This is a genomic window from Lentzea guizhouensis (assembly GCF_001701025.1).
Taxonomy (GTDB): domain Bacteria; phylum Actinomycetota; class Actinomycetes; order Mycobacteriales; family Pseudonocardiaceae; genus Lentzea; species Lentzea guizhouensis.
Window position 1 is genome coordinate 9061025 of record NZ_CP016793.1, and the last position, 17008, is coordinate 9078032.

The 17008-nt window shown below is 70.7% G+C and carries 13 protein-coding genes and 1 pseudogene; 3 read left to right on the plus strand and 11 right to left on the minus strand.

Annotated features, from left to right (window positions below; translation table 11 throughout):
* Positions 1–14: 14 nt before the first annotated feature.
* On the minus strand, positions 15–719 hold the full coding sequence (locus tag BBK82_RS43190) for an alpha/beta fold hydrolase (RefSeq protein ID WP_065920082.1): 705 nt from the start codon (positions 717–719) through the stop codon (positions 15–17).
* 378 nt (positions 720–1097) lie between these two features.
* On the opposite strand from BBK82_RS43190, the gene BBK82_RS53345 reads away from it, so the two are divergent.
* A complete protein-coding gene (locus BBK82_RS53345; protein WP_065920083.1) occupies positions 1098–1364 on the plus strand; it encodes a cupin domain-containing protein in 267 nt (88 codons plus the stop codon).
* Here the strand turns inward: BBK82_RS53345 and BBK82_RS43200 are convergent, their stop codons facing one another.
* From BBK82_RS43200 to BBK82_RS43230, 8 genes are all read right to left on the minus strand, one after another.
* Positions 1365–1988: a DUF1345 domain-containing protein gene (locus BBK82_RS43200; RefSeq protein ID WP_065920084.1), complete on the minus strand. Its 624-nt coding sequence runs from the start codon at positions 1986–1988 to the stop codon at positions 1365–1367.
* A 114-nt stretch (positions 1989–2102) separates the two neighbouring features.
* Positions 2103–2909, minus strand: a complete 807-nt coding sequence (locus BBK82_RS43205; RefSeq protein ID WP_065920085.1) for an alpha/beta fold hydrolase — start codon at positions 2907–2909, stop codon at positions 2103–2105.
* A gap of 9 nt (positions 2910–2918) precedes the next feature.
* Positions 2919–3791 carry an alpha/beta fold hydrolase gene (locus BBK82_RS43210; protein WP_237047895.1) on the minus strand — a complete coding sequence of 291 codons (873 nt, stop codon included), beginning with the start codon at positions 3789–3791 and terminating at the stop codon, positions 2919–2921.
* A 39-nt stretch (positions 3792–3830) separates the two neighbouring features.
* Positions 3831–4217 carry a LuxR C-terminal-related transcriptional regulator gene (locus tag BBK82_RS52125; protein ID WP_170068065.1) on the minus strand — a complete coding sequence of 129 codons (387 nt, stop codon included), beginning with the start codon at positions 4215–4217 and terminating at the stop codon, positions 3831–3833.
* Between the two features lie 612 nt (positions 4218–4829).
* A complete protein-coding gene (locus tag BBK82_RS49455; protein WP_083268595.1) occupies positions 4830–6533 on the minus strand; it encodes an AAA family ATPase in 1704 nt (567 codons plus the stop codon).
* Between the two features lie 145 nt (positions 6534–6678).
* On the minus strand, positions 6679–8997 hold the full coding sequence (locus BBK82_RS43220) for a molybdopterin-dependent oxidoreductase (protein ID WP_065920086.1): 2319 nt from the start codon (positions 8995–8997) through the stop codon (positions 6679–6681).
* Between the two features lie 187 nt (positions 8998–9184).
* Entirely contained in the window at positions 9185–9736 is a 552-nt protein-coding gene (locus BBK82_RS43225; RefSeq protein ID WP_065921831.1) for an EF-hand domain-containing protein, read from the minus strand.
* Between the two features lie 168 nt (positions 9737–9904).
* The gene (locus BBK82_RS43230) at positions 9905–12979 is read right to left on the minus strand and encodes an RHS repeat-associated core domain-containing protein (protein ID WP_154697841.1); all 3075 of its coding nucleotides are present in this window, start codon (positions 12977–12979) and stop codon (positions 9905–9907) included.
* Between the two features lie 291 nt (positions 12980–13270).
* Here BBK82_RS43230 and BBK82_RS57115 point away from each other — a divergent pair.
* Positions 13271–13384: pseudogene (locus BBK82_RS57115) on the plus strand (helix-turn-helix domain-containing protein); the annotation flags it as partial.
* Positions 13385–13564: 180 nt separating this feature from the next.
* The gene (locus tag BBK82_RS43235) at positions 13565–14836 is read left to right on the plus strand and encodes a glycoside hydrolase family protein (RefSeq protein WP_237047896.1); all 1272 of its coding nucleotides are present in this window, start codon (positions 13565–13567) and stop codon (positions 14834–14836) included.
* A gap of 3 nt (positions 14837–14839) precedes the next feature.
* Here the strand turns inward: BBK82_RS43235 and BBK82_RS43240 are convergent, their stop codons facing one another.
* Both BBK82_RS43240 and BBK82_RS43245 read right to left on the minus strand, forming a co-directional pair.
* Positions 14840–15481, minus strand: coding sequence for a hypothetical protein (locus BBK82_RS43240; RefSeq protein ID WP_218920525.1), 642 nt, complete (start codon positions 15479–15481; stop codon positions 14840–14842).
* A gap of 19 nt (positions 15482–15500) precedes the next feature.
* A complete protein-coding gene (locus BBK82_RS43245) occupies positions 15501–16937 on the minus strand; it encodes an alpha/beta hydrolase (RefSeq protein WP_065920089.1) in 1437 nt (478 codons plus the stop codon).
* Between the last annotated feature and the right edge of the window lie 71 nt (positions 16938–17008).

Here is a 17008-nt window from a genome sequence, read left to right on the forward strand (position 1 = left end):
CGGACAGGCGTGCGTCAGCTGGTGCCGGCCTTCTGCGCGGCGGTGACGATGACGTCGGCGACCGCGTCGGCCTGCGTCACGTAGACGGCGTGGCTGGCCGGGACGTTGGTGATCTCCGCCCCGATGCGCTTGGCCATGTGCTGAAGCATCGCCTGGTCGAACGCCTTGTCATCGGTCGCGATGACGGCCCAGCTCGGCTTGTCGCGCCAGGCCGCGTTCTGCACCGGCGTCGCGAAGACCGACATGTTGACGGGCACCTGGGTGTCGCGGAGGAACGCGGCGTCGGCGTCACTGGCGTCCGCCGCGAAACCGGCCTTGAACCCGTCGTGGTTGAGGAAGCCGTACCCGTCCTCCCCGACGTCGATGACGAACTCGGGTGTCGGAGCGAACCCGTCGTACTGCTGTGCGGTCGTCTCGCCCGCGTCCGGCGCCAGCGCCGACACGTAGACCAGCCCGGCGACCTTCGGGTGCACTCCCGCTTCCGTGATGACCGTGCCGCCCCACGAGTGCCCGACGAGAACCGCCGGCCCGTCCTGCAGGTCGAGCACACGCGTGGTCGCCGCGACATCGTCCTCCAGCGAGGTCAGCGGGTTCTGCACGATCGTGACCCGGTAGCCCTGAGCGGTCAGCCGGTCGTACACACCTCGCCACCCCGAACCGTCGGCGAACGCGCCGTGCACCAGCACGACGTTCTTGATCTCCTGATCGACGCTGGTCATGGGCCTGTCCTTCGGTCTGCCGCCGACGTCGCCGGACGGTCAAGGGAACTAATATATTGGATATTACATATCAGTTCGCCTCGATGTCCAGTTTCGCGTGGCCCCAGCGGCGCTCCACCTCCTCCGCCTCACGCAGGTCGACAGCCGGCGGGTGCGGGTCAGGCGTTCAACTGCGGACCACGTTGCTCGGCTCCGCAGATCCCATCGCCGCGGCGATCGGTTTGCTGCGCCCGGACACCGTCGTCGACCCCGGTCTCCGCGCCGCCGGAGCGTGGGCGGTGCGGTTCGACGCGTTCCCGCACGTGAAGATCCGCGGCGTCGTGCGTGGCGAATGCCGGCTGGCGCTCGACGGACGACAGCCCGTACTCCTGCGGGAAGGTGACCGCTGCGGGAAACCGCCACGAACGGCACGTCAAAGCCACCGACCCGCGGAGCACACTGCTCGCACACGTCACGGACCTGCTGAGCAACGAGGTCGAGACCAACGCTGTCGGCCGGTCCCTGGTGCTGGACCACCTCGCCCGGATCCTGTTCGTCCACGTGCTCCGCGCCCACGCCGAACAGACCGACCGGCCCGCGGGCTGGCGGGGAGCGCTGAACGACAACGTTTTCAGCCCGCTTCGAGTCACGAAGGCATCGGCGTGATCAGCCGCTGATCACGCCGATCGCGATGCCGAGCATCGCGGTGTTGTAGATGAAGGAGAGCACGCCGTGCGCGAGGATCCGCAGCCGGATTCCGGAGGTGCGTGACTCGACGTCGGAGACCGCGAAGGTGGTGCCGACGGTGAACGAGAAGTACGCGAAGTCGATGTACGTGGGGTGCTCGGTGCCGGGGAACACCAACAGCTTCTCGGGCAGGGCGCTGTAGTAGGCCTGCGCGTAGCGGTCGGCGTAGCCGAAGTGCAGGATCGCCCATGCCAGCAGCACGGCGAGCACACCGAGGGCCTTGGCCAGCGCCGCGGCTTGGGTGCCTTCCTCGATGAGCACGATGGTCAGGCCGGACGTGATCCCGACGAGACTGGTGAACAGGGTGAACAGGGTGCCGCTGCGGCGGCCCAGCGCGCTCTTGACCCACGCGCCCTGGTCGTCGCCCGCCCGCTTGCCGCGACCGAGGCGGATGACGCGGATCGCGAGGTAGACGATGGCGATGAGGTCCCACAACGCGATCCACCTGGTGTCGTTCACCTCCGCCAAGAAGATCGGGATGCCGAGCAGGGCGAGCGTGGCCTCGATGATCCGCGACAGCACGATTGACAGCCTGAAGCGCATGACTTTCCTTTGCGGGAACGGCGTCGTCGTGGGGATGACGACGAGCGGAAGCGACACTGCGGCTGGACCACCGCCTGGCCCCGCGGCCGGCGGCTCGCGGGGCCAGGGGTGGCGTCAGCCCGCAGCGCGGAGGATGAGTTCCGCGACCGCCTTCGGGCGTGAGACCGCCACGGCGTGCGAGGCCCCCTCGACGGTCACGGTGGCGCGTGAGCCGGCCCGGTCGGCCATGAACTCCTGTGCCCGCAGGGGGATGTTCTTGTCGGCGCCGGCCAGCAGGAACCACGAGGGGGTGCTGGCCCAGGCGGGTGCGCCGGACGCCTCGTTCAGGGCGGCGTCGCGGATGGGGCGCTGGGTGCTGGCCATGAGGGCGGCCTGGCGCGCCGGCACGTCGGCTGCGAACTGCTGCCGGAAGAGCGAGGGCTTGATGTACAGGTCCTTCGAGCCGTCGGACAGCGGGACCGGTGCCAGCGTCTCCCCCAGTGTGCTGCCGGGGTACTTCGCGGCGAGCTGTGCCGCGGCTTCCCCCTGGGCGGGGGCGAAGGCGGCGACGTACACCAGCGCCTTCACCTTCGGGGACCGTGCTTTGACGTTGGTGATGACGGCACCGCCGTAGGAGTGGCCGACGAGCACCACGGGGCCGTCGATGGCGGCGAGACGCGCGTCGAGGGCCTCGGCGTCGGAGCCGACTCCGCGCAGGGGGTTGGCCACGGCGACAGCGGTGAAACCCCGACGCTGCAGGCGCTCGATGACGGGGTTCCAGCTCGCCCCGTCGGCGAAGGCACCGTGGACGAGGACGATGGTGGGTTTCTGCCCGGCCGCCGGGTGGGCGGCCACCGCGTTCGAGATGCCGAAAAAAGTGAGGCCCGCGGCGACGACGAACACGGCCAGCAGAGCGGTGGTGCGGTGGGTGAGCGTGTGCATGTCCGGTTCTCAGTCTGTGAGGAAGGCGAGCAGGGCGGCGTTGACCTCGGCCGCGTGGGTGAGCAGCAAGCCGTGCGGAGCGCCGTCGATCTCGACGTAGCGCGCGTCGGGCAGGCGGCGGCGGAACTCGCGGGCGGTGGCGTCGATCGGCAGGATGCGGTCGGCGGTGCCGTGCAGGATCAGCGACGGCACGTCGATGCGCTCCACGTCGGCCCGGAAGTCCGTCAGCCACGCCGGGACGCACGCGTACGCCGCCACCGGTGCCGAGGCGATGGCCGTGGCCCAGTTCGCCCGGAGCGCGGCCTCGCTGAGGCGGGAGCCGAGCGTCTCGTCGGTGTTGAAGAAGTCGACGAAGAAGCTTTCGTACCAGGCGTAGCGGTCGGCCTCGGCCTGTTCGGCGATGCCGTCGAACACCGACTGCGGCACGCCGGCGGGGTTGTCCTCCGTCTGCAGCAGGAACGGCTGGAGCGCGCCGAGGAACGCCGCCTTCGCCACCCGCTGCGAGCCGTGGGTGCCGAGGTAGCGAGCGACCTCACCCGAGCCCATCGAGAAGCCGACGAGGACGACGTCACGCAGGTCGAGCCGGGTCAGGACCTCGTCCAGGTCGCCGGCGAACGTGTCGTAGTCGTAGCCGGTCATGGTCTTGCTCGACCGGCCGAAACCCCGGCGGTCGTAGGTGATGACCCGGTAGCCGGCCTTGACCAGCGCGTCGGTCTGCTTCTCCCACGACTGGCCGTCCAGCGGGTAGCCGTGGATCAGGACGACCGGCTGGCCGGAACCGTGGTCCTCGTAGTACAGCTCGATGTCGGTCGAGCCCTCGGTGCCGACGGTGATGGTTCCCATGGTGCCTTCCCGCCCGTCCGCCGTGTGCGGACCGGGCATGGCACGAACCTAGGAAACGAGCAGGTCCGATCGCGTCCGTCAGACGACGTCTTCGACGTACGTAACCGTCGTACCGCCCAGCACCGCGGCGAGCTCGCCGCGCGACGTCACGCCCAGCTTCGGGAACATCCGCTGCAGGTGGGTGCTCACCGTCCTGGGCGAGACGTACAGCCGCTCGCCGATCTCCCGGTTGGTCAGCCCCTGCGCGGCGAGCTGGGCGACGTGCAGCTCCGTGGACGTGAGCCGGTCGACGGCGGCCGGGTCCTGGCGGGGCGAGGACGCACCCGCCGCGCGCAGCTCCTGGCGTGCCCGCTCCGCCAGGCCGACGCGCCGAGCGCGTCGAAGACCTCGCGCGGCCTGCAGGACGACGCGGGACTCCGAGGGCCGCCGGTGCCGCCGCAACCACGCGCCCAGGGCGAGGTGCACCCGTGCCCGCTCGAACGGCCAGTCGACGGGGACGGCGTCGAGGGCCTCCGGTAGAGCTGCTCGGCGGTGTCCGGCGGCTGAGCAGGGCGGCCGAGGCGCAGTCCGCAGAGCAGGGGGTGACGGGGTCGGCTCCGCGAGCGGGTCAGCTCGCGCAGGACGTCCCGCGCCGCTTCGGCGGAGTCGCTGCGCACGGCCGCCTCGACCAGTTCCGCGACGCCGTAGAAGCGCAGCCACGGGTGGAAAGCGGGGTCGGCCGGCTCGAAGACGCGCTGCAGGTGCCCGAAGGCGTCGCCGTAGCGCCCCTGGCACAGGGCCGCCTGCCGCGGGCCATCTGCACGATGGCCAGCCGGGCGCGCCGCTGGGAAGGGCGGTGCGCTCCGCCTCCGCGCCACGCCTCCGCCCGCGGATCACCGCAGACGGCGGCGAGCTGTGCGCGGATGGCGTGCACCATCGCGTGCACGAGGGCTGACCGGTCTCGCGGGACAGCTCGGCGGGCCTCCTCGGCCGCGAGGTGACCAGCGCGCACGTCACCGAGCCGGGCGGCGCCGCCTGCACGCAGGGCCCTGGCCAGCATCGACAGCCGGCCTGCCCGGGCGTCCACCGACCTCGCCGTCAGGCGGCCCGCCAGGGCGGGAGCCCACCGTCACCGCGGCACCGCCCAGCAGCTGGTCCCCTCGGCGTCCTCGGACGACCGGTCCAGCTGACCGGCCAGTGACTCGAGGACGGCTCGTCCACCCTCGACCGGCGCGCAGTACGCCCGCAGGGCACCAGGCCGGCGTTGTCCGCGTCCACGGGCATCCGGTCGACGGCGGCGGCGACCCGCCGGCGCGGCCCGGCTCTCCCAGAAGCAGTGCAGGACCGCGCCCACAGCATCCGCAGTCCCAGCACGGGCTCACCACCGGCGGCGATCCCGACGGCCAGCTCGGCCAGCTCGGCGGTCGCGGTGCCCTCCCCCTGCGCCGCCCCCTCGATCAGGGCGATGCCGACCCAGGCCGCACGGCCCTCGTCCCTGACCGAGAGGTCCAGCGAGCGCGCCTGGCCCAGCAGGTGCGCGGCGACGTCGCACTGGCCCGACTCCAGGGCGAGCTCGGCCGCGCGCAGCAACCGGCTCGCCCGACGGAGGGGTCCGCGGTCAGCTCCGCCGCTCGCCGCAGCGCTGCCAGGGCCGCGGCGACACCACGCCCGCAGGCCCTGTCGGCGGTGAGGTCCAGCCCGCGCGCGTGCTCGTCGGGGCCGGAGGTGGCAGCGGCGCGGTGCCACGCCTGCCGGTCGGGCTGTCCCTGGAGCTGGAAGGCGAGGCGGCGTGCGCGGCCTGCCGTTCGGCGGCGGTCGCCGGTGGTGCAGCGCCGAGCGGACGAGCGGGTGCCGGAAGACCATCCCCCAGGACTCCAGCAGGCCCGCGCCGACCGCCGGTCCGAGGGCCTCGACGCCGACCGCGGTCCCGAGCAACCGGGCAGCGGCGGCGAGGCACTCGTCCATCGTGCCGTCACCGTTGAGGGCCGCGAGGAGGAGGACCGCCCGTGTGTCGGCCGGAAGCCGCGAGACCCGTGCGGTGAAGGTCCGCTCCAGCCGTTCGGTCAACGGCAGCGGGCCCGGCGTGAGCGCGTACGCGCCACCGACCGACCGCAGCGCGACCGGCAGCTCGGTCAACGCGAGCGGGTTGCCCGCCGCCTCCACCAGCAGTCGCCGCCTGACCTGCTGCCCCAGGCCGGGGGCCACCGCGTCGAGCAGCCGGCCCGACACCTCGTCCGTCAACGGGTCCAGGTGCAGCACCGGCAGTCCGGCGCCACCGAGCCGGTCGTCGAGGCTGCGGGTGACGGCGACCAGTGCGAGGGGGTCGGACTCGATGCGCCGCGCGACGAACCCGAGCACGTCGAGGCTGGCCCGGTCGATCCAGTGCGCGTCCTCGACGACCACCAGCAGCGGTGCCTGCACCGCCGCGTCCGACAACAGGGTCAGCGCGGCCAGGCCGACGAGGTAGAGGTCGGGCACGGCCTCGTCGGCGAGTCCGACGGCCGCCCGCAGCGCGGCGCGTTGCGGACCGGGCAGGTCGTCGATCCCGTCCCGCAACTGGTGGACCAGCTGGTGCAGGCCGGCGCAGGGCACGTCCTCCTCCGACTCCACCCCCACCGCCGTGACCACCCGCGTCCCGCGGTCCGCGGCCCGTGCCGCCGCCTCGGCGACCAGCGTCGACTTGCCGATCCCGGGGGCGCCGAGGACGACCACCGCGCCGCCCGACCCGGAGGCGGCCTGCTCGACCAGGGCAGCCAGTGCACGGCGCTCCGTCTCGCGACCCAGCAGCACCCGTCGTTGCATGCCGTGCTCTCTTCCGTGTACTCCCGCTGCCCTGCGGGGAGTATTTGAGCATCAGCTTGAACGTTTCAGGCGCGTGTTGCCCACGGAGGTGGCGCGCTTCACAGCCGGGCCCGATGCACGCTGCCGCATTCGAGTTCGGCGCAGGTCAGCTGGGCGGTGCGAGCCGTGGTGGTGCGAAAGCGAGCACGTCGGGAAGCGGGCCGTCGTGGGGTTCGACGTCGACCAGGACGCTGTGGGCACTGGGGCCTTGGGACAGACGCGAGCACGGCCGGTCCGCGGTGAGGACGTTCGGGTTGCCGTGGCGGTCCAGTGTCCCGCTCAGGCCCGGCTGGACGGGGTCCCACCACGCGCCGGTGGAGAGCTGGACGACGCCCGGCATCACGTCGTCCGAGAGGATCGCCCCCGCGAGACAGCTGCCCCGGTCGTTGTGGACGCGCACGACCATGCCGTCCTCGATGCCGCGCGACGCGGCGTCCGACGGGTTGATCGTCACGGGCTCCCGGCCGCGGATCTTCGAAGCGAGGCTGTGGCCGCCGTTGTCGTACTGGCTGTGCAGGCGTGAGGCGGGCTGGTTCGAGATCAGGTGCAGCGGGAACCGGTCCGCCAGTTCGGCGCGGAGCCACTCGACCGGTTCGAACCACTTCGGGTGTCCGGCGCAGTCGTCGTAGCCGAACGAGTCGATCTCCTCGGAGAAGATCTCGATCCGGCCCGACGGCGTGGGCAGGGGGAACTGCCGCGGATCCGCGCGGAGGGCCTCGAAGCTGCCGGGAAACGGTCCGGTCGAGGGCGGCAGCGCGGCGGTGGAGCTGCGCCAGAAGTCGTCGAAGTCCGGCAGGGCGGCGGTGTCGCCGAGCTGGGCCCTCGTCTGCTCGTAGAGGTGGCGTACCCACTCCATCTCGGAGCGCGACTCGGTGAACTCCTCCTCGTACCCGAGCCGGGACGCCAGGGCGGTGAAGATGTGGTGATCGGTGCGCGACTCACCGGCCGGCTCGCGGACCTTCGGCATCGCGACGAGGTGGGGGTCGGAGAACCCGGCGGCGAAGTCGTCGCGCTCCAGGGTGGTGGCGACGGGCAGGACGACGTCCGCGAACTTGGCCGTCGTGTTCCACCAGGCTTCGTGCACCACCACCGTGTCGGGGATCTGCCAGGCTCGGGTCAGCCGGTGCAGGTCCTGGTGGTGGTGGAACGGGTTCCCGCCGCACCAGTAGATGAGGCGGAGCTCGGGCAACGTGAGCCGGCTGCCGTCGTAGTCGATGACCTCACCGGGGTGCAGCAGGGTGTCGGCGATCCTCGCGACGGGGATGAAGTCCGGGACGGGGTTGGCGACCGCGGGGATCGTCCCCACGAAGGGGCGGTCCGGAGCGACGCCGGTCGCGTCCATCGTCGCGTAGCCCGCACCCCAGCCGCCGCCGGGCCGGCCCATCGAGCCCGCCATGGCCGCCAGCACGACGGACATCCAGATCGGTTGTTCGCCGTGGTCCGCTCGTTGCACCGCGTAGTTGACCATGATGAGCGACCGCTGGGCGGTGAGGCGGCGGGCGAGGTCGGTGATCACGTCCTGGCCGATGCCGGTGATCTTCGCGGCCCACGCCGCGTCCTTGCGGACGCCGTCGAGCTCACCGGTCAGGTAGGAGGCGAAGCGGTCGAACCCGACGCAGCACCGGCGCAGGAAGTCCTCGTCGTGCCAGCCGTTGACCAGCATTGTGTGCGCGATGCCGAGCATGGCGGCGGTGTCGGTGTTGGGGACGACGGGCAGCCACTCGGCGTCGAGGAAGCCGGCGGTGTCGCTGCGGATGGGGCTGACGTTCACGAACCGCACCCCGGCCTCGCGGCACCGGCGTTGCAGGTCCCGCGTCTGGTGCCTGGCCAGCCCGCCGGGGTTGATCTGGCTGTTCTTCAGCGCCAGCCCGCCGAACGCCACCACGAGCTCGCAGTTCTCGGCTATCTCGTCCCACATCGGCATGCGGCTCTGGTAGCTCCACGGATGCCCACCGATCACGTGCGGGAGGACGACCTCGAGAGCCGCGGTGCTGTAGGTGTTGCGGGAGTTGGTGTATCCCCCGCCCAGCGCCAGGAACCGGTGGAGCTGTCCCTGCGCGTGGTGGAACCTGCCCGCACTGGCCCACCCGTAGGACCCGCCGAACACCGCGCTGTCCCCGTGCTGCGAGCGAACTCGGCGGAGCTCATCGCTCACCAGCGTGATCGCGTGGTCCCAGCTCACCTCCACGAAGGCGTCGGTGCCCCTGGCGGTGCCGTCGATGCGCGGCTCGCCGTTCAGCCAGCCCTTGCGCACCGCGGGACGCAACACGCGAGCGTTGTCGTCGGCGGCGGTGACCATTCCGGGGCCGATGGGCGAGGGAGCGGGGTCATCGGGCCTCGGCTCGATCCGCACCAACCGGCCGGCGTCGACCACGGCGACGAAACTGCCCCAGTGCGTCGCGACCGACATGCGTTGTTCCACCATGCGTCACCTCTGCCGCTCGCGTTTCCCGGCCTCGGCCAATGGTTGCTCATGTGGCCGGTGGGTGATGTAGTGCAAAAGAGGCTTGTCAGACACGTTCGGGTATCTCGCGCCGCACGACCTGTAAGCCGGTGTCCGGCCCGCTTCCCCGACCTCGGGTGCGGCGGGCCGGACGACATGACAAGGCGTGTTACGCGGTGACCTTGCCGAACAGGTGGACCGCGGGTGCGTCCGGGTCGTCACCGAAGAAGAACTCCGCGACCGCCTGGTGGTACTCGGCGCGGTCCAGTCCGCCTGACCCGTCCCGGTCCAACGCTTCGAAGACCGCGGCGCAGTCCTCCGGGGAGACGTTGCCCGTCAGGCTGAAGATCTCCGTGAACTCCTCCAGGTCGATCCTGTCGTCCCCGTCGAGGTCGATGAGGTCGAAGTAGCAGTCGGCCACGGGCCCGACCTGGTGCGGGTACAGGGTGCGGTCGGCCAGCGCCCGCTGGAACCCCTCGGTCATCTCCCGCAGGTCGACCTTCCCGTCACCGTCCTGGTCCATCGGTGCGATCACCCCGGTCCAGAACGCCTCCAGCCCCTCGACGAGCTGGCGGGCAGTCGCGGGCCGCTGCGCGGCCTCACGGGCGGCGACGTACCGCTCGCCCATCAGCCGGACGTCCTGACAGGTGATGACTCCGTCGCCGTCGACGTCGGCGCTCCGGAACCACTGGCGGTATTTGAGATCACGAACTCCAGTCACGACCGCGTACCGTAGGCAACCCGGCACGCAGGTACCCGGTGACACGGCCGCGGCGAAGGCCGGACCATCCATCCAGGTGACACAGGTCCCCAGCTCAGGCGGGGCCGCCGACCGCTCCTCGGTCGGCGACCCCGCCTTCAGCTGCTGCTCAGCTCCAGACCGGTGGGATCAGTCACCGGGCCCGTTGACGATCCAGCTCCCCACGACGCCGCCGATGCATCCGAGCGCGGCAGCGGGGATCACACCGGGGGCGGTGGCCACCCCGGACAGGGACCCGATGGCACCGGCGGCAGCGCCCGCGAGGCACGCCTTCGAGGTGTCGGCCTTCAGGCCGGTGGGGTCGATCCGGTTGACGGGATCGCCGCCGACGTAGGCGTATCGGCTGGCCATGTCGGGCTCCAGGATCAGGCTGATGGGGTCGAGCGCGGTCCAGTTGCCGGTGGTCGGGTCGTGCCACCGGACACCGCGCTTGAGCCAGCCCGTGGTCTCGTCCAGCAGTCCCCTGGCATAGCGGACGGGGTTGGCCGCGGAGGCTGCGCCGGAGGCGGTGAGCTGTCGTCCGGCGGGGTCGTAGGAGTAGGTGGCCGTCACCGCGCCGCTGCTGTCGATCAGGGTCACCGGGCTGCTCTGGTTGTCCAGCGCGTAGTAGTGCGTGGTGCCGTCAGGTCGCTGGAAGGACAGCGGTGTGCCGGTGGGGTCGGTGTCGATGTAGCTGGTTCGGCCGTTCTTGGTGAACGACTGGAGCACCGGGACACCGTAGGCATCGCTGCGTCCGTAGACGTAGCCGGTCGTGTCTGCCCCGGTGGTGGTGGAGACGAGTTCGTTCTGGTCACCACCGCCCCAGGTGTAGGTGCTCGAGGACGAGCCCTGAGTGCGGGTCGTGGTTTGCCCGGCGGCGTTGTAGGTGAAGGTGCCCTGGGCGGGGTCGGCGGTCCGGTTGCCGGCGGCGTCGTGGCCGTAGCCGGCGTTCGAGATCTGGTTGCCGGTGTTGTAGGTCAGCGTCTGGGCGGTGGTGCCGTCGACCTTCGCGGTGAGCCTGTTGCCGGCCTTGTCGTAGGTGTAGGCGTAGTCGTGACCGCCGTAGTTCGACACCGCGGTGAGCCGGTTGGAGGTGTCGTAGCTGTAGAGCGACACCGCGCCGGTGAGGTTGTCGGTCGACCACTTGATCAGACCGGTGTCGGTGCCGGCCGACGCGGACGGGCACGGTTGCCCGGCGACGCGGGGCGAGTAGCAGAACCCGGTGTCGAAGGTCTTGGTCGCGTCGTTGGACGCCCGCGAGGTCCAGGTCCGCGAGATGCGGCCGCTCTTGTCGAAGGTGGTTTTCGTGTGGGCGGCGAAGGTGGTGCGTGCCGCGTTGGTGGCGAACCACGTATCGGTGCGCTTGCCGTCGTTGTCGTAGGCGAAGGCGGTCTTCTGCCCGCCCGGGGTGGTCATCTCGGTGACCTGGTTCGCCGCGTCGTAGCTGTAGGTGGTGGTGCCGCGGGCGTCGGTCTTCGACGTCAGGTTGCCCGTCTTGTCGTAGCCGTAGGACAGCGTGCCGCCGCCGGAGGTCGCGGTGCGCGAGGTGATCCGGTTCTGGGCGTCGTAGGTGAACGTCGTCGTGCCCGACGCGTCGGTGCGGGTGAGGACGTTCCCGGCGCCGTCGTAGGTGAACGCCACGTCGGGGGTGGTGTCGGAGTACTGGATCGTCTTGACCCGGTCGGCGCGGTCGTAGGCGTAGATGGTGCGCAGCCCGCGGCCGTCGCGGACGGCGTGCAGCCGCCCGAAACCGTCGTAGGAGACCACGGTCGGCAACAGGCTCGAACCGGCCGGCGGGGTGATGCCGGTGACCTGGTGATCGGTGTCGGCGGAGTAGTCGGTGAGGTTGTCGCGTGGGTCGGTGGAGGTGTTCAGGGTGCCGTCGGCGTTGTAGCCGACCTTCGAGGTCGCGCTCGCGGCGGTGTTGGCGGTGCTGAGCGGGTTACCGGCGCCGTCGTAGGTGAACAGCCTGTTGTTGCCCTGCTCGTCGGTGCCGCCGGACGGCAGGTACTTCGCCGCGCCGGTGTTGGCGTAGGCCGCGGTGGACTTCGCCCCGGTCGGCGCCGTGACGCTGGTCAGCGACTCACCGGCGTTCACGGCCGGGTCGTGCCCGAAGACGGTGACGCCTCCGGTGCCGCTGGTCGAGGTCGCGACGTCGTGGAACGGGGTGTAGGTCTTGGCCCGTCCCCGGCCGAGCGGGTCGGCTGCGGACGTCACCAGTTCCTGGGCGTTGAGGAAGTAGTCGGTCTGCGGCCCGTTGGAGGGGGTGGCCTCGGTGTTGTTCGGGCTCGCGACCAGCGTTTCCCCGGCGGAGTAGTAGGTGAACCGGGTCGCCGCGCCGCCGTTCGGGTTCTCCTGGGTCACCTTCTTGACCCGGTGCGAGGCGTCGTACTGGATCGCCGTCTGCTTGCCGGCGCCGTTGGTGATGGTGGTCAGATCACCGGTGGTCGCGTCGTAGCCGAACTGGGTGTCCTTCGAGGTCGGGTCGCTGACCTTGGTGAGCCTGCCGGAGGTGTAGGTGTAGACGACGCTGCGCGGAGTGCCTTCGTCACCGGTCTGGGTGATGGCGGTGAGGTTGCCCGACCAGGTGAGGTTCGCCGTCCGGGCGCCGGCACCGCCGCGGGTCGACACGACCTGGGTGAGCTTCCCGGAGGTGTAGGTGAACCTGGAGGTCTGGGCGTTGCGGTCGGTGATCGACACCAGTCGTCCGGCCGAGTCGAACGTGGACACCGAGTTGCTGTCGTGGTCGGTGATCGTCCAGCCAGAGGCGGTCTTCACCATCGCGACCTTGAAACCGGCAGGCGCCGTGTACCCCGTCGCGCCGGAGGGCTGGAACAGGCCTTCGCGGCCTTCGGGCGCGAGGTAGAGCACGGAGTTGTCGGAGTTGAGGATCACCTTGGTGTCCTGACCGACTCGCATCGCCCACCCAGCGCCCGCTGACCCGGACGGCAGTGCGGTCCCGGCGCCCAGGCGCAGGCTGTTGTAGGTCAGACCCAGCTGAAGATCACCTTGGATGCCGGGCAGTGCCAGGTCCGAGGTGGTGACGAGCAGGTTGCCGGTACCGACGTCGACCGACGCGGACACCTTGTCGGAGATCGAGAACGGGATCCGGGTCGCCGATGGGCGAGGACCGGTCAGGGCCGCGGTCAGCACCGCGGCGGCCTCGGCCGGAGCCGGCGCAACCGCGACAACACTGCCGGAAAGCAGCATCAGCGCGGCAACCACCACACTGATCCGACGACGACAAAGCACACTTCGGGTTAACAAAACATCCCCCCGGGTTGTGACTCGGCTTTCTTGGTAATTTTCGTGCGATGTTCGTGACCGCGCGGTCAGGCCAAACGATGCCGACGCACCCGCGACCGGACAACACGCCACTGTCCCGACATGGCATGACATGCACTGACCAGGCGCTATCTCCAAGCGTGGGATGACTGCCATACTGGCCCGTGACACCTTGGCTTGGGGAGGGCGGTAGGTGTGCCGGAAGGCGATGAAGAACTCGCGTGCCATCTCATGAGGCTCAAGCAGCGCAGTGGTTTGAGCTATTCCGAGCTGGGCAGGAAATCACACGTCAGCAGTTCCACCCTGCACAGGTATTGCTCGGGAAAGACGGTTCCGCCCGATTACCAGACCGTGGTCGGAATTGCCACGGCCTGTTCAGCCGATGACGCGGAACTGGTCGAGCTGCTGGCGCAGTGGAGGGCGGCGACAGGCCGACCGGTGGTGCCGCCCACCGCGCATCGAGCACCGGAACCCCGTCCGGTATCTCTGCTTCTGCCTCTGCCGCGCACGCGCGCCTTGTCCACGGTGTGCGCCGTTCTCGTGCTGGCGCTCGTCCTGGCGTCGCTGACGGCCAGCGGCGCGGACGTCGCGACCATCCCCGCGCAGCGGCAGGTCACCGGTCCGTCCTGGCAGCGCGAGCAGCCACTGGCCCCGTCGCTGTTCGGCGTGACGGCGTCCTCGTCGAGCGGGGTGATGCCGTCGTTCCAGGTCGGCAGTCTGCGGTTCTGGGACAGCGGCACGCGGTGGGCGAGACTGCAACCGCGGCGCGACACCTACGACTGGACCGTTCTCGACCGGCTCGTCGCCGGCGCGCGGAAGGCCGGTCTGCCGGCCACGCTGGTGCTCGGCGGCACACCGGCGTGGGCCGCGCCCGCCGGGCCGAAAGCACCATATGGAGACGGTTCACGGAGCGCGCCGCCCGACGATCTGGCCGTGTGGGACCAGTTCGTCAGCGCACTGGCTACCCGCTACCAGGGCCGGATCGACGCCTATGAGGTCTGGGTCCACGCCAACGACCAGCGCTACTTCTCCGGTACGACGGCCACCCTGGCCGAGATGACCAAGCTCGCCGGGCGCGCCATCAAGGCCGCCGACCCGCAAGCGGTCGTGGTGTGTCCCTCGATCGACCGGCTGTGGACGGACGAGGGACGCGCCGTGCTGCGCCGGTTCACCGAGCTGCGCGGTTACGACCACTGCGACGTCGCGGGACTCAACCTGCACCAGCAGCGCGCGGCCGACCCGCCGGAGACCATGATCGGCCTCTTGCAGCAGATCGACGGTGCCCTGCACGACGCGGGCGTGCACCCGCGCCTGTGGAACACCGGCGTCACCTATGAATACGTGCGCGACGAACGGCTGGACGAGCAGCGTGCGATCGACTACGCCACGCGCTTCTACCTGGTGGCGATCCACGGCTCCCACTTCAACCTCGAACGAACCTATTTCTACAACTGGGGCGGTGGTGGCCTGCCCATCCCGCTGCAGGCCGTCGGCAGCCCGCCCACGAGCGCCGCACTCGCGGTGGAGGAGCTGCAACGGTGGCTGACCCGCACCAGGACCCGGGGGTGCGGCCAAGGGCTCGCCATCGGCCTGCCGGCCAACGTGTGGCAATGCGAGTTCACCGCGGACGACGGTCAGCTGCTCACGATCCGCTGGACCCACGAGGGCACCGCGACGACATCGCTCCCACCGCACGCCACAGAGGTGCGTGCACTGGACGGCACCAGCCGTCCAGTGCACGCGGGTGACAGCCTCACGGTCACCGGGACACCGGTGCTCATCCGGCGAGCGCAGTGAGAACTACCCGGCCCCGCCGTCGAGCAGCCAGTTGTAGCGCAGCCGCAACGCCCGTTCCGTGCTGGCCAGCGCCGCCGCGACCCCCAACGCGACATTGAGCCACACCGGCAGGACCACCGGCGAGGTGAACGTCCCGATCTGTGCCGCGATCGGCGCCGACCGGGTCAGCTTCTCCAGCAGCTGCACCACCAGGACCGCCAGGGAAGCGAGGAGCACCACCGTCGAGAGGAGGCTGATCCCGCGGCTGAGCGCCGGGTGGGTGCGGTCGAGGTGCGCCCGGCGCCCTTCAGCCGAGAAGCGGTCCGGCTGGAGCCGCTGCTCGGACCCTTCTGCGGTGACGTAGTGGCACCGCTTGAGCCCGAAGACGCTCTTCTTCACCTCGATCTTGCCGCCGGGGACGGGGAACACGGCCGGGATCCGGGACCGGGCGTGGTGCCTGCCGTCGACGAACAGATCGGCGTTGTTGTAACCGTCGTCGTCGGTGCGGTTGTGCCGGACGTCGACGGCGTAGACGGTGTGCCCGCCGGCGCCGTCGGCCAGCCGCAGGTAGAACAACGAGCGGCCGAGCAGCTGCCACCACCGGAACCGCTGCAACGGGTGCCCGTCGCCGGACTTCACCCGCCGGGCGGCTCGGCGCTTGCGCATTTCCTCGAACACGACCAGCTCACCGGCCCGCCGCGCAGACGAGGTCCTGCGCTGGACGTTGCCCGCTGATCAGGAACTGAGTCGCTGCGTGGTTGGCACACTGGTTGCCACCCCACGGGTAGACCCCGTGTCCACCCGCATCAGCGGTCACGAGCGTGGCCCGCTGTCCGAACGCCCGCCGCAGCTCCTGGGCACCGGCCAACGGCGTGCCGGGGTCGCGTTCGTTCTGCAGCAGCAACACGTTCGACGGACCCCGGTCTCCGATGCGCACCGGCTGCTCGGTGCGCTGGTCCGGCCAGAACGCGCACGGCCCGATGTTGGCCGTGACCGCGCCGAGCATCGGGTACCTCAGCCGGTCGACGGCCACCGCGCGCTGGTAGTCGCGGACCGAGTCCGGCCAGCGCGAGTCAGCGCAGATCACGTGCAGCCGGGCGGACATGGAGTTGTCGCGGTCGGTCACCGGCGGCAGGGGCACTGGCTGGTTCGCCTCGATCGCCTGCCAGGTCTTGGCCAGCGCAGGCAGAGCGGCATTGCTGTAGAGGTACTCGAAGGTGATCCCGCGGAAGGTCAACCCGTTCACGCCCTGGACCGGCTCGGCGTCCAGCCGCTTGGCCAGGTCGAAGTACTTGGCGGTCACCTGCTCCGGCGTGGTGCCCAGCCCGTGCTCGGGGTGCGCGGCGGCGTAGGCGGCGAAGTCCGGGAACCGGTCCTCCAACCCGCGGGCGAACCTGCGCATGGCCGTGACGTCGTACCCGCCGGGCCCCAGGTTGCTGTCGAGCACGATCCGATCGCCGCGGTCGGGGAACATCGACGCGTACACGGCACCGAGGTAGGTGCCGTAGGAGGCACCCAGGTAAGAGATCTTCCGTTCGCCCAACGCCTTCCGGATCCATTCCAGGTCACGGGCGGTGTTCGCGGTGGTGGTGTGCGGCAGCATCTTCCCGGTCGGCGAGGTGGCGCACTGCTCGGCGATGGAACGCGCGTACCCGGCTTCGCGGGTGACGTCGGCCGAGGTGTACGCGTAGGACGCGAAAGCACCTCGTGCCTGCTGCTCGGGGGTCAGCTCGCAGGTCACCGGCGTGCTGCGGCCGACACCGCGCGGGTCGAACCCGATGATGTCGTAGGAGTCCAGCACGTCCTTCGGCAGGCCGGAACCGGCGAGCACGGCGGGGTAGCCGAGCCCCTCACCGCCGGGACCGCCGGGATTGGTCAGCAGCACGCCGCGGCGCTTGGCCGGGTTCTCGCTGGCCAGCCGGGAGATCGCGATCTCGATCCGCTCGCCACCGGGATCGCGGTGGTCCAGCGGGACGGCGAGGGTCGAGCACTCGAGCCGTGGCGCGGCCACGCCCTCCGGGCAGGCGCCCCACCTCAGCGTGTGCGCTGCCGCCGAGCCGGCGGGAACGGCGGTGGCCAGCAGGGCGGTCGCGGCGAGAGCGACCGGCAAGGTCCTGCGCATCTGTTGTCCTCCAGTCGAGAATGCGGATGTGTGCCCGGCTGGGAACAACTCTGTCCACTCGGCACCGCAAG

Bases quoted from the DNA above. Each gene is read 5' to 3' on its own strand.
- BBK82_RS43190 (WP_065920082.1), bottom strand. From the start codon at position 719: ATGACCAGCGTCGATCAGGAGATCAAGAACGTCGTGCTGGTGCACGGC.
- BBK82_RS43200 (WP_065920084.1), bottom strand. From the start codon at position 1,988: ATGCGCTTCAGGCTGTCAATCGTGCTGTCGCGGATCATCGAGGCCACG.
- BBK82_RS43205 (WP_065920085.1), bottom strand. From the start codon at position 2,909: ATGCACACGCTCACCCACCGCACCACCGCTCTGCTGGCCGTGTTCGTC.
- BBK82_RS43210 (WP_237047895.1), bottom strand. From the start codon at position 3,791: ATGCCCGGTCCGCACACGGCGGACGGGCGGGAAGGCACCATGGGAACC.
- BBK82_RS49455 (WP_083268595.1), bottom strand. From the start codon at position 6,533: ATGCAACGACGGGTGCTGCTGGGTCGCGAGACGGAGCGCCGTGCACTG.
- BBK82_RS43220 (WP_065920086.1), bottom strand. From the start codon at position 8,997: ATGGTGGAACAACGCATGTCGGTCGCGACGCACTGGGGCAGTTTCGTC.
- BBK82_RS43240 (WP_218920525.1), bottom strand. From the start codon at position 15,481: ATGCGCAAGCGCCGAGCCGCCCGGCGGGTGAAGTCCGGCGACGGGCAC.
- BBK82_RS43245 (WP_065920089.1), bottom strand. From the start codon at position 16,937: ATGCGCAGGACCTTGCCGGTCGCTCTCGCCGCGACCGCCCTGCTGGCC.